Origin of the sequence: Pyramidobacter sp. C12-8 (assembly GCF_002007215.1) — a bacterium.
In the GTDB taxonomy this organism is placed as follows: domain Bacteria; phylum Synergistota; class Synergistia; order Synergistales; family Dethiosulfovibrionaceae; genus Pyramidobacter.
Window position 1 is genome coordinate 20,320 of sequence record NZ_MUHX01000016.1, and the last position, 11,897, is coordinate 32,216.

Annotated in this window: 12 protein-coding genes; 8 read left to right on the forward strand and 4 right to left on the reverse strand. The window is 53.4% G+C overall.

Features of this window, described 5'->3' with window-relative positions; genetic code table 11:
* Window positions 1-9 precede the first annotated feature (9 nt).
* The 4 genes from B0D78_RS07355 to B0D78_RS07370 all read right to left on the reverse strand — a co-directional run bounded on the left by B0D78_RS07355 (window position 10) and on the right by B0D78_RS07370 (window position 4,579).
* Window positions 10-1,152, reverse strand: a complete 1,143-nt coding sequence (locus tag B0D78_RS07355) for an amidohydrolase family protein (RefSeq protein ID WP_078016330.1) — start codon at window positions 1,150-1,152, stop codon at window positions 10-12.
* Window positions 1,152-2,504, reverse strand: a complete 1,353-nt coding sequence (locus B0D78_RS07360) for an MmgE/PrpD family protein (protein WP_078016331.1) — start codon at window positions 2,502-2,504, stop codon at window positions 1,152-1,154. The genes B0D78_RS07355 and B0D78_RS07360 overlap by 1 nt, the downstream gene beginning before the upstream one ends.
* Before the next feature lie 264 nt (window positions 2,505-2,768).
* The gene (locus tag B0D78_RS07365) at window positions 2,769-3,287 is read right to left on the reverse strand and encodes a LeuD/DmdB family oxidoreductase small subunit (protein WP_240496141.1); all 519 of its coding nucleotides are present in this window, start codon (window positions 3,285-3,287) and stop codon (window positions 2,769-2,771) included.
* A 2-nt stretch (window positions 3,288-3,289) separates the two neighbouring features.
* The gene (locus tag B0D78_RS07370; protein WP_078016333.1) at window positions 3,290-4,579 is read right to left on the reverse strand and encodes a 3-isopropylmalate dehydratase large subunit; all 1,290 of its coding nucleotides are present in this window, start codon (window positions 4,577-4,579) and stop codon (window positions 3,290-3,292) included.
* 329 nt (window positions 4,580-4,908) lie between these two features.
* On the opposite strand from B0D78_RS07370, the gene B0D78_RS07375 reads away from it, so the two are divergent.
* The 8 genes from B0D78_RS07375 (at window position 4,909) to mnhG (ending at window position 11,897) form a co-directional block, all read left to right on the forward strand.
* The gene (locus tag B0D78_RS07375) at window positions 4,909-5,742 is read left to right on the forward strand and encodes an amidohydrolase family protein (protein ID WP_078016334.1); all 834 of its coding nucleotides are present in this window, start codon (window positions 4,909-4,911) and stop codon (window positions 5,740-5,742) included.
* 170 nt (window positions 5,743-5,912) lie between these two features.
* Entirely contained in the window at window positions 5,913-6,701 is a 789-nt protein-coding gene (locus B0D78_RS07380) for a MurR/RpiR family transcriptional regulator (protein WP_078016335.1), read from the forward strand.
* Between the two features lie 219 nt (window positions 6,702-6,920).
* Window positions 6,921-7,511 (forward strand): DJ-1/PfpI family protein, encoded by a 591-nt coding sequence (locus B0D78_RS07385; RefSeq protein ID WP_078016336.1) that lies wholly within the window; start codon window positions 6,921-6,923, stop codon window positions 7,509-7,511.
* Window positions 7,512-7,566: 55 nt separating this feature from the next.
* Window positions 7,567-8,850 carry an SLC13 family permease gene (locus B0D78_RS07390; RefSeq protein WP_078016337.1) on the forward strand — a complete coding sequence of 428 codons (1,284 nt, stop codon included), beginning with the start codon at window positions 7,567-7,569 and terminating at the stop codon, window positions 8,848-8,850.
* Between the two features lie 763 nt (window positions 8,851-9,613).
* Entirely contained in the window at window positions 9,614-10,045 is a 432-nt protein-coding gene (locus B0D78_RS07395; RefSeq protein WP_199674723.1) for a MarR family winged helix-turn-helix transcriptional regulator, read from the forward strand.
* A 696-nt stretch (window positions 10,046-10,741) separates the two neighbouring features.
* On the forward strand, window positions 10,742-11,218 hold the full coding sequence (locus B0D78_RS07400; RefSeq protein WP_240496143.1) for a Na+/H+ antiporter subunit E: 477 nt from the start codon (window positions 10,742-10,744) through the stop codon (window positions 11,216-11,218).
* Window positions 11,215-11,487, forward strand: coding sequence for a monovalent cation/H+ antiporter complex subunit F (locus B0D78_RS07405; RefSeq protein ID WP_009164171.1), 273 nt, complete (start codon window positions 11,215-11,217; stop codon window positions 11,485-11,487). The genes B0D78_RS07400 and B0D78_RS07405 overlap by 4 nt, the downstream gene beginning before the upstream one ends.
* The gene (gene mnhG / locus B0D78_RS07410; protein WP_078016339.1) at window positions 11,484-11,897 is read left to right on the forward strand and encodes a monovalent cation/H(+) antiporter subunit G; all 414 of its coding nucleotides are present in this window, start codon (window positions 11,484-11,486) and stop codon (window positions 11,895-11,897) included. Before B0D78_RS07405 ends, mnhG begins: the two co-directional genes overlap by 4 nt.

The window sequence follows — 11,897 nt, forward strand, 5'->3', positions numbered from 1 at the left end:
GACCTCAGGTCACAGAGTCTCTGTGGACTGGTATAAAATCTTTCCATTTACGATGGTCATTACAGCAGATAGAATTTGATCCCCATAAAGTGTATTGTTAAATTTGTCGAAGAAAAGAACATTCTTTTGAATAATTTTAAGGGCTGTGATATCAGCTGTCGTACCAAGTTTGAGTGTACCAAGGTCAACTTCTTGCATTGCTTTTGCAGCTGTAACAGTTGTGGTGCGAATAACATCGTTCAGAGACATGCCGAGAGCCATAAATTTTGACATGACTGCAGTAAGGCTGAAAACCATAGGGTTGTTCCAGTTACTAGCGTTTAAATCAGTGCTGAGTGTGTTAGGATAAAATTTGTCCTCAATGGCACGCTTAGCAACCGCTAGCGAGAAATTACCTTGACCTGGCGATACGTCTATGATGACTCCTCGATCTTGTGAGTCCCGTATCTTTCTATCAATAGAACCTGTAGCATACAAATGTAGTCCTGTACCATGGAAAATATGACTAAGAATGTCACCAGGACGCAGAAGCTCTGCGACAGTTCCCATTTCTTCAGGGGGATTGGTTGCATGGATCATAACTTTTTTCCCATAATGTTCCGCGAGTTCAATAGTTTTTTCTAGAGGGTATAATCCCTGCTCTCCGATAATGTTTTTACTAATACGAATCTTGAAACCCCAGATTCGGTCTTGACCATATTCTATCGCTTCTTCAAATGCGTCCATATCCCACAATGCTGGATCAACTGGTTCATTGACCTTGGTTGTCATGATTAACCCAATGGGGCTGACGTTCAGTGCGATCTTTGAACGAGTGTCGTAGTTTGCAAGCATCTGCAAAAGAGCCTTGTAGGCTGATATACCTGTGCTGCCGGCATCGAATGCATAGGTGACTTCATAGGGTATATCGGCAAGATCGACAGGCATCCCATTTGCTTGCCCGCGATAATTAATATGAGTGTGGATGTCAATCAAACCAGGACAAATAATATAACCTGACATGTCATAAGTTTTTTTAGCACTTGCTTGTGTCGGTGCTCCCAGGTAAGCTATCTTTTTTTTGTTGACGGCAATATCTCCGATCATGTCAATGTTTTGAGATGGATCAATAATTCGTCCATTTTTTAAAAGTATATCAAATTTATTATCCATCACTTTACTAACTCCTCATTAATGGTCTGGTCTAAAATATGGAGTTTTGAAAAATCAATAGGACATTGCTTGTCAATATTGCTGATAAATGTCCATAATTCCTGAGTGGGATCAACCCCGTATACGGGAGTCACTAGGATATCAAATTTTGATTTGGTATCATCTTCAGTAAACGGATTTTCGAATTCTCCCTTAGGGTAAATCTCTTCTGCTCTAAAGGTACGCCCAGTATGAGTTATAACTGAAAGCTTGGCAGCACCCCATAGACTTTTATCCTTTTGGGAAAGAAGGATAAACTCTTGATCTAATTCTACGGTCACTTTTTTTGCTAGGGTCGAAATCATTGTATTACCAATATTTGAACGAACATCATCTTCAGTGACATGTCCATAATGCAAAAGCAAGGCAAGATTATAGGGAATACAAGTTTGTGCCTGTGCGAGGTTTTGAGGATCATAAAAGCCAGCCGGTTGAAGAAATTCTCCGCCATATACCGTGATTCGCTCGATATCTTTTTCGGTCAAATCATTGTCATGAAGAATTGATTCAAGTAAATCAAGTTGGGTATGGATCCTGCGCACACAAGAAAATTTCTTAGTATAAACGCGTAGAATGTCATTTCTTAACTGAGGATTATTTAGTACATTGAAATTAGGTTCGGGAGAAAAAGCATTGCAGAACCCCAATTCCCCTTCTAATGCGTGACTTGGGCCATCAATTCCGGCTTGGGCCATTTGTGCAGCAGTGATACCCAACTGTGCTGCCCAGCCCGCTAGGATATATTTTTGAGATGAGCCGTCGATCGCAGCTTGATTTAACCCACCGCATAAAGTTGCTGCAAGGGCAATTGCATTTTTTGTCTTCTGACTATCTAAATCCAGAATATGCGCAGCGACAACGGCAGCAGCTGATGCACCGCTAATCGCGGTGGAGTCAAAGCCTCGCTTGGTATAGGCTGAAGGATTAACACTGCGTCCTAGGTAACAATACATTTCATATCCACGTACAAGAGCCTCAATGTATTTGCTCCCATCAATTTGTTGCGCTATATAAGCACACGCTAATGTCGCAGACTGAACGACAACCCCTGGATGTCCCATAGCATAACGATGTCCATCGTCAAAATCTAATAAACGAGAAACTGTACCAAGCCAACAAGCTAAAACCTCAGGATATTGTATTTTCCCTTGTAACGCCGCTAAAAGTTGTTGAGCTTCCGTCTTTTGTGAGCCGGCAATCAGAACCCCCAAATAATCACTTAAGAGTAGTTTAGCTTTTGATTTTACTTCTGCAGGTATGACGTCAAAATGAATTGTATTTAAAATGTCATACATTTTTTCGATACACGTCATAAAATTCCTCCTCTTTGAGCAGGCACTGTCCTTGTTTTGTTCTCCCTTTGCAGTTAGATTATGGGCTCATTTTAGAGCGGATGCGCTAGTTAAAGAGCGAAACAGATTTGTTCATGAAAATCTGAAAGCGCAAGCGTAAAAAATATGAAACGACGCAGAAAATTAAAGCGATTTTCTATTATGATATGAATCATCCTTGTGAATTGTTCTCTGTAAAATGAACTCTTTGAGAAAATGTCATTAATCAAGCGCGTCTTTAACTCTTCAATGTTTCCCCTGCTTCTTCATATACCCAAACAATCCCCCCGCTTCCATGATCTCGTGCTCGAGGTCGCTGACGGCGTCACCGTGAAATTCCTGGTTGCTGGTCAGATCACGGATCGAACCGGTGTCGAGGTCGACTTCCAGCTGATCGCCGTTTTTGATTCGGCCGTTGTGGATGGCGTCGGACAATCCTTTGACGAACAGCACGGGATAGCCGTTGTTGATGGCGTTGCGGTAGTAAATGCGCGAGCAGGTTTCGGCGAGGACGCAGGGGATTCCCGCGTATTCGAGGCAATAGACGGCGTGCTCGCGGCTGGATCCGCAGCCGAAGTTCTTGCCGGCGACGACGAAGTCGCCCGGGCTTGCCTCTTTGGCGAAGTTCTCCTGCCCGGGATAGTATTCGAAGGCGTACTGGGGCATCTGCTTGGGGTCGGTCTCGGCCAGGTATTTATTGTGATAGATCAGGTCGGTGTCGACGTTGTCGTCGAAAACCCAGGCGCGTCCGGTCAGTTTGCTCATGTTCATTCCTCCTGTCCGAGAATGTCGCGGGGGTCGGTGATGCGGCCGCGGACGGCGCTGGCCATGGCGGTCATGGGGCTGGTCAGGTAGGTGTGGCTGCCTTTGCCGACTTTGCCGATAAAATTGCGGTTGTTGGTGGCGATGCCCACGTCGCCCGAGGGCATTGCGCCGTAGTGTTCGGCGGTGCAGAGGGCGCAGGTGGGATTGGTGAAGACGATCCCGGCTTCGAGGAAGGCTGCGGCCAGCCCGTTTTTGATGCACTCGAGCTGCACTTCCGTGGTGCTCGGCGTGATGATCACGCGCGTTCCGGGATCGACGGCGCCGCCGCCGGCCATCAGCACGTCGTAGGCGGCTTTCATGTCCTCGTAGCGGCCGTTGGAGCAGGAACCGATATGCACCTGGTCGATATGGGCGCCGGCCACTTCGCGGACCGGTTTGACGTTGTCGGGAGCGTCGGGGCACGAGACCAGCGGCTCCAAAGCGCTGACGTCGTAGCGAAGCGCCTGGCAGTACTCGGCGTCGGGATCGGCGGAAAGAGTTTTGACGCGTTCGACGACTTCCCGTCCGGCGCGTTCGACCAGCCATTCGAGCACTTCGCCGCTGGGCATGATCAAAGGCACTTTTCCGCTCATCTCCGTGACCATGGAGCAGAGGGTGATGCGCTCGGCCAGCGTGGCGTTGTCGATGGTTTCGCCGGTAAATTCGACGGCGAGGTAGTCCATGCCGTTGGCGCCGAGGTCGCCGACGATTCTCGTCAGCAGGTCACGCATGCATACGCCCCTTGGGAACGAGCCGGTCACTTCGATCTTCATGGTCTCGGGCACTCTGAACCATGCCGTGCCGTTGATGTAGGAGGCGGCGACGTCCGAATTGCCGACGCCGGTCGCGAAAGCGCCGACGCCGCCCAGCAGGTTCATGTGGCTGTCGGTGCCGAGCACGACGTCGCCGGGCTTGATCAGGCCCGCTTCGAGCATGACGTGTTGGCCGACGCCGTGATTCACGTCGAAAAGATGTCGAATGCCTTGTCGCTTGGCGAACTCGCGGATGATCTTCTGATTGTTGGCGACCTTTTCTGAATGAGCCGGCGCCTGCAGGTCGAACGTATAAGCGACTTTGTCCGGATCCCAGACTTTGGCGTCCTTGCCCATCTCCTTTTCAAACTGGAGCACGCAGTTGGCGCCGCCGAAATCACGGGCGGACGCCAGGTCCACACGGCACCAGACGCGTTCGCCCACCCGGACCGGGCGGCCCGCCGCGCGCTCCATGATTTTTACGATGCAAGTCTTTCCCATTATGATGGCGTTCCTTTCATTTCATATTTTTAGATCGATTGATTAAGAAGCAGCACGCGCTGATCGTCTGATAATGACTCTTTATTGATAGTCAAAATTTATCACGATTGAAGATGAGAGAAAAGCACATAAATTTTATATGGGGGCATCTTTTGGTTGCCAAGAGGCAAAATATTCTGGAAACAGCTTAATGGTAAGCAGCGAAAAGTTCAACGAAAACGCTTTCCGCGGTGCAAGAAAATTTTGCACGAGGGGAGATATGTTTTGCTTTTCAACAGCGGCCTTTCTTTAATAAAATGTAACAAATTTTGTTAAAGGAGCGCTGCCCCATGAACAGCTCAGAACACCCCTTCTCGTTTGCCATGCCCGAAAACGCGTGCAATTCCCATCTGCACATCATTGACCCCGCCTTCCCCAACGACGGCAAGGCCGAGGCCCAGCGCGGCACCGTGGAGGAGTACAAGGCGGTCGCCGCGGCGCTGAAGCTGCCCCGTGCCGTCTTCGTCCAGGCCAAGCCCTTCGGCACCGATAACGCGTGTCTGCTCGACGCGATCGAGAAATTCGGGGCGAAAGACGCCGTCGGCATCGCCGTGGTGAATCATTCTGTCGCCGACGCGGAGCTCGAACGCCTCAACGCCGGCGGCGTCAAGGGACTGCGCTTTTCCGTGTGGAACCCCAAGAACGCCGTCGTCTCGTTCGACGACTGTCCGCCGCTGTCGGAACGCTGCGCTGACATGGGCTGGAACATGCAGCTGCACATGAGCGCGAAACAGTACCTCGAGCATGCCGACGTGATCCGCAAGCTGAAAGGCAAAGTGGTCATCGACCACATGGGTCGTCTCGACCCCGCTCTCGGCGTCAAGGATCCCGCGTATCGATTTATCTGCGAAATGATCGATCGCGGCGCCACGTGGGTCAAACTGTCCGGCGCTTATCTGAACACCGTCGCTGGCCGCCCCTGGAACGACGCTACCGCCACGGCCGTTGAGCTGGCCGGGTTCGCGCCCGAGCGCGTCGTCTGGGGCAGCGACTGGCCGCATGTCACAGAAAAGGTCAAGCCTGACGAAACTGAGCTGGCCGAGCTGATCGCGACGTGGTTCCCCACGGAGAGAGCGCGCAGGCTGGCGCTTGTGGACAATCCCGCTGAGCTGTATGGGTTTTAGTCTCCATCGGAATAAAAGCAGCCGCGGGAACCGTGAATACGCCTGCGGCTGCTTTTTTGTGCATCCTGTGGATCTTTTTCGCCGCGCGGTCCGAAAAGGCGTAAAATCAAGAACAATCATGATTCGGTTGTGTGCTGATATTTTGATTAAGGAAGAGGGGAGAGCACATCGTGTTTTACGGAAAACTGCCGATTTTGCTGCTGGCCGAGCTGGTGGAGCATCCGTCGGACGCGACGAACGCGCGGATCGCGTCCTACATCCTCACGCACATGGGCGAGCTGCGCGATCTGTCGATCAAAGAGCTGGCCGCTGACTGCTACGTTTCGACCGCGTCGGTGTCGCGTTTCTGCCGCGACATCGGCCTGACTGACTTTGCCGATCTGCGCCGCCTCATCAACAACACGGACCTCAAGTTCGAGATCGCCTCGAACGCCCCTTCGCCTGCCGCGCAGAAGAAGGAATACATCGGCGCGGTCATCGACGCCATCGCGCTGGCGCGCGACAGTCTGGACATGAGGATGATCGAGCTGCTGGCGCGCGACATCGAAAAGTTCGATAAAATTTCGGTCTTCGGTCCGCTCAAGGCGGCGACCGCGGCGCTCAACCTGCAGACCAATCTGCTCATGCTCGGCAAGCTGGTCAACACCAGTCTGCGCTATTCAAAACAGATCGACTATCTGGAAAAAGCCGATGAGAACGACCTTGTGATCATCTTCAGCTATTCCGGCATCTACTTCGGCTACAAGTACAGTCAGAACCGTATCCATCCGAACATCAAGCGCCCGAAGATCTGGTTCGTCACGGGCAATCCGCTCGTGCGCGAAAACGATTACCTCGACTGCGTGATCACGTTCAAATCGAAGCAGGATCAGGCGTCGCACCCGTATCAGCTGCAGATCGCCGCTGACCTGATCGCGCAGAGTTACGCGCATCTGAAGAATTCCGCGCAAGCGAAATAGGCATTGGCCGAAAAAAAACGCGAAAACAGCCTCGAACAGGCAGGTAATCCTGTTCGAGGCTGTTTTTTCGCTGTGTGCCCGCGTCCGCTCTGAATAGGCTTTTTCGCGGCGCGTTTTCATTTCCTGAAACGGTTTTCGTCATCGGTAAATTTATTGAAATTCAAATTTTTGACCGCTATACTTTTCGCCAGAAAATATTGAAAAAGGAGGTCGTCGGCAATGACGAAGAAGGTCTGCGTCATCCTCGCCAACAACTGCGAGGAAGGCGAAGTGAGCGAGATCATCGACGTGATGCGCCGCGCCGGTTTCGACACCGACGGCGTGAGCATCGAGGGCGAGATCATCACGGGACAGCACAAAGTGCGCATCCTCGCCGACAAGGTGATGGGAGAGGACGTCGAGCCGTACAAGGATTACGACGCTCTGGTGCTCCCGGGCGGCTGGGGCGCGGCCGACACGATGAAGGCCGATAAGCGCGTGCTCGATCTTGTGAGATATTACGCGGGCGATCCGAACAAGTACATGTGCGCCATGTGCGCTGCGCCTGCCGTGCTGGCTGCCGCCGGCGTGAGCAGGGGCAAGACGCTCACGTCCTATCCCGGTCCCAAGATGGAGCCGCTTTTTACCGACGCCAATTACGTGACCGACACGGTGGCTTTTGACGACGACAGGCATTTGATCACCAGCCGCGGTCCGGGCACCTCGCTGCCGTTTGCGTTTGCGATCGTCGACTCTCTGGGCGGAGATTCCGCCTTCATCAAGGGGCGTTTCCTCTACAACGCGCTCAAGGACTGGCCTGACCGGGCATAAGCGCTGTGTCGGATTTCAATCACATTCTTTAATATAGAAAGGATCTGTTTGTACAATGACCGCACAAGTCGCAACGCTGCTGGCGATCCTTGCCGCCATGTCCGTTTCTTTCTTCGCCGAGCTGCTGCCCATCTCGTTCACGGCTCTGATGGTCCCCGTCGCCCTCCAGGCCACCGGCATCCTCAAGCCCGCTCAGGCGTGGGCCGGTTTCGCCAATACGACGATTATCACGTGGTACGGCCTGTTCATCATCGGCGGCGCGTTCGTCAAGACGACGTTTACCAACAAGATCAAGCACTTCGTCAACCGCAACGCGCAGGGCAGCTCCGTGCGCGTCACGCTGATGGTGCTGATCGCTTGCTCCGTGATCGGCATGATGACCAGCGCCGGCGGCACGATCGCTCTGCTCAGCCCTTTGCTTCTTGAGATCTGCAAGGATACCGGCATGGACCCGAAGAAGCTCTTCAAGCCCACGGCCGACGTGTGCAACTGGGCCTCGGTGCAGATGTTCCCGATCGGCGGCTCGATCGCTTATTTCATGTGGTTCAACTCCTACCTTGAGCAGACGGGCTCGCCGCTGCGCTACGGCTTGTTCGACTTTACGTTCATCAAGTTCCCGATGTGGCTGATCCTTGTCGCCTATTACCTGTTCACGAGCCGCGGACAGAAACTGAAGAGCGAATCGGTGGCCGAAGTGGCCGAAGCGGCCAAGCCGGCACGCTATGCGCCCAAGGAAGAAAAGGTCATCGTCACGATCTTCTTTCTCAACGTCATCCTGATGGTCGTCGCCAGCATGACGAAGATCATCGCTTCTTACCTCGTCAGCCTGTTCTTCGCCGCCGTCATCATGGGCAAGGGCTACCTGACTGAGAAGGAAGCCTTCCAGTCGATCAGCTGGCAGACCGTGTTCCTCGTTGCCGGCACCCTGCCTCTGGCCACAGCGATCAACGTTTCCGGCACCAGCGAGTGGATGGTTGGGCTCGTCCAGCAGATGTTCCCCTCGATGACCAATCCCGTCGTGCTCGCTACCGCGTTCGCCGTCATCTCGATGGTCGTCACGCAGTTCATGAGCAATCTGGCCGTGTGGGCCGTGTTCGGCCCCATCGCCGCCTCGATGGCCGTGTCGCTGGGCATGGATCCTCGCCTCGTGCTCGCCGGCGTCGGCGTCGGTTCGATCATCTGCTTCGCCACGCCCATGGCCGCGCCTGCTCCCGCTTATGCCTATTCGGCGGCGGGCTTCAAGATGAAGGAGTACATCAAGATGGGCTGGTTCCCTTGCGTGCTCATGACCGTCGTCTTCGTCCTCTGGGCGCCGCTCGTCCTCAACTGGCTGTACTAAAAGGCACGCACAGTCATTCCCCTCATACACGCGTCCCGGTCTTTCCTGTTGCGAAAGGCCGGGGCGTTTTTATTGACGGGCGGGCATGATTATAGCGGGGCAAAACCGGTTAGAGGACAGGGGACGACTCGGACGCAACCTTTCGGCGCAGTTGTGGGAAATAAAAAATACTCACGAAGGTCGCTTGAAAAACTGACGCGAGCCACCCGAATTTTTGCGGAAAAAGGAGCGCCTGGCGGCTGATATGTCCCCGGGATGCTGGTCACATTGATTGCTGGGAAACATTTTTTATGCTCGCTGTGCCACGGGCGAAAGTAATACTATTTCTTAATTAAAAGGCCGAACGCAAGGGGGCTGCGGGGGAGTTCAGTCGCTTGGACATACTCGACCACTACGCGGTCTGCACAGCTCGCTTTGTGAATCTCCCCCGCACCCCCCGGAAAACTATGTTAATACTTTCTATCAAGAATTAGTATAAGATCGTGGCCGGCGAGAGTATGGCGGCGCCGCGACAGACGCGGCGCTGTTTTGTCAAAAAGAGAAATCTGCTTGACAATTTATTAGTTTTATTCTCGTGTTGTCAGTTTCCATGGCTAATGAAATGAGGTAAAATGGAACAGAAGCAGGACTTTAAGGATTTTCATGGCGCTGGATAAATGAGACAGTGGAAAATCAAAAAATTATGTGTTAAAATAAGCGCCCGTAAAAATCGCTGCACGAGGCTTGCGCCTTAAAAATTCTGAAGCGCTGGAAGGGAATGGATATGGAAATGATGAGTGATGAAGCACTGGAGAAGATGACATCGACCCTCGTGGAGTTCTGCGAGAGGTTTTACGGCTGGGAGGCGTCGGTGGCGAAGCTGGGGCGGCTGTCCGCGCCGCAGCTGCGTACGATCTGCGTGATCGGGCGCAATGAAGACATCCGCATGAAGGACATCGCCGACCGCATGGAGCTGACCACGGGAACGGTGACCGTGATGATCGACCGCCTTCAGGTCATGGGACTTGTGGAACGCTGCCGGAACGAAAACGACCGCCGTTCTTACAAGATTCTCCTTTCCGAAAGAGGGCGCGCTTATTACGAGGAACACCGCAAGCGCCAGAAAGAGCTCGTCCGCAAGTTGGCTCTGAAAATTTCCGACAGCGATCGCGAGGTGTGCGAGCGCGTGCTCGAGAACTTCATGCATAGCATCTGATCGTCGACGAATCGTTCGATTTCGGCGGTTCGCCAAAAGAAAGGTGGAAGCGGCTTTCGTCCTGCAAGCCGCTTCCACTTTTTCTTGTCCGAGGCCCCGGAGCGGACAGAAAATTCTGACGGCGGCGGAAAATATGGCGCCTGGATTTTTACCGTCCGAGACGGGCGCGGGTGGATTCCCGGAGATGAAGGGCACGAATGAATGGCATCATGCTATGATCTGCAAAAATTTCATCATATCTGCGAGTATCTTGAGGAACCATACTGAGAAATGACGGACAAAAAAAGAGTATTGTACAAAAATTGTATTTTTATTCGCGAAGCTCTGCACAATGTAAATTTTATCGTATAATGAATAAGTAATTCTGTTTTTTTCTGTTCAAAGTGTGGTGAGTTGGGTGAGATGTCCTTACTGCGGCTCAAAAGAAATAAGAGATGTCATCTATGGTTATCTGCCCTTTGACATGGCGCGGAAGAAGGAAGAGGGAAAAATCGTTTATGGCGGGCTCTTTATGCCGGAAGGCGCCGCAAGTTACCAGTGCGCTCGTTGCGGCAAGCGTTGGTGAGTGACGGTACGGATCGGACCGTGGGTATTTTTGAAAGGGCGCACGTCGCTGCGTTTTTTCTGGAAAGCCGGCCGGCATGCGCCGGCACGTTGATTTTGGCTGGAGGGGGGAACAGGGATTTGTTTGTCTTTGTGCTTACGTTTATCACCTATCTGCTTCTTTCCTGGTCAGGGGAGGCGCTGCCCGCTTATGAGTACGCGATCGCGCTGCTGGTGGCGGCGATCCTGTACCTGTCGCTGGGACGGAAGAACCGTTCACGGCGCTACGGCTGGGAAGGCCTGAGCCCGAAACGCTGGGGGCTGTTCATCTGTTATTTCTTCGGGCCGTTCCTTTGGGCCTTGATCAGGGCAAATATCGACGTGGCGCTGCGGATCGTCACGGGACGGGTGAAGCCCGGCATCGTCAAGGTCTCTTCGGGACTGAAAAGCGGGCTGGGGCAGACGGTGCTGGCCGATTCGATCACGCTGACGCCGGGGACCATGACGGTGGATATCGATCCTGAAAACGGCGATCTGTACGTCCATTGGATCAACGTGACCGACGTGCGCCCGACGGAGGAAATGATCTACGGCAGCTTTGGCGCCTGGGCGAGGAGGCTGACTCAATGACGTTTGCGCGTTCGCTCTTTGGTTTTGCGGCCGCGGTTCTCGGCGTGCTGGCCTTCGGCTCGGTGGCGCGCATCGTCTGGGGGCCGACGGACGCCGACCGCGCCGTAGCTCTGGATACCATGAATTCGCTGGTCATTGCGATCATGATCCTGCTGGCGGCCGCTTACGATTCGGTGCTCCTGGTGGACCTGTCCATCGTGTACGGCGGGCTGTCCTTCGTGGCGACCATGTTCCTGGCCCGTTATATCGAGAGGAGGAGCCGCTCATGAGCTGGATCATGTACGTGCTGATCGTTCCTTTCGCGTTTCTCGGCATGCTGGTCAACTCTCTCGGCGTGATCTCGCTGTACCGTTTCAAGGACGTCTACATGCGCATGCACGGCGCCACCAAGTGCAGCACGCTGGGGACGATTTTCTGCGCGGCGGCGGTGATCGTCTACTGCGCAGCGAGGATCGTCGCCGGCGGCGAGCTGCGGTTTGCCGTGCTGATCATTCATATCGTTATGGCGCTGTTCGGGCTGCTGATCGGCAATTCGACGAGCGCTCACGTGCTTTCGCGCGCGGCCTACCGTTCCGGCATCAAACCCCGGTTTGCCGTGGTGGACGAATTCGACGGCTTCTGCAAAAAAGAGCTTGAAGAGGAAGCCGCCGAGCTGGCGCAGGAAAAGGAGCGTGAGTAA

Coding starts and splice junctions, on each gene's coding strand:
- B0D78_RS07355 (WP_078016330.1), bottom strand. CDS start 1,152: ATGGATAATAAATTTGATATACTTTTAAAAAATGGACGAATTATTGAT.
- B0D78_RS07390 (WP_078016337.1), top strand. CDS start 7,567: ATGACCGCACAAGTCGCAACGCTGCTGGCGATCCTTGCCGCCATGTCC.
- B0D78_RS07405 (WP_009164171.1), top strand. CDS start 11,215: ATGACGTTTGCGCGTTCGCTCTTTGGTTTTGCGGCCGCGGTTCTCGGC.
- B0D78_RS07395 (WP_199674723.1), top strand. CDS start 9,614: ATGGAAATGATGAGTGATGAAGCACTGGAGAAGATGACATCGACCCTC.
- B0D78_RS07385 (WP_078016336.1), top strand. CDS start 6,921: ATGACGAAGAAGGTCTGCGTCATCCTCGCCAACAACTGCGAGGAAGGC.
- B0D78_RS07365 (WP_240496141.1), bottom strand. CDS start 3,287: ATGAGCAAACTGACCGGACGCGCCTGGGTTTTCGACGACAACGTCGAC.
- B0D78_RS07370 (WP_078016333.1), bottom strand. CDS start 4,579: ATGGGAAAGACTTGCATCGTAAAAATCATGGAGCGCGCGGCGGGCCGC.
- mnhG (WP_078016339.1), top strand. CDS start 11,484: ATGAGCTGGATCATGTACGTGCTGATCGTTCCTTTCGCGTTTCTCGGC.
- B0D78_RS07360 (WP_078016331.1), bottom strand. CDS start 2,504: ATGACGTGTATCGAAAAAATGTATGACATTTTAAATACAATTCATTTT.
- B0D78_RS07375 (WP_078016334.1), top strand. CDS start 4,909: ATGAACAGCTCAGAACACCCCTTCTCGTTTGCCATGCCCGAAAACGCG.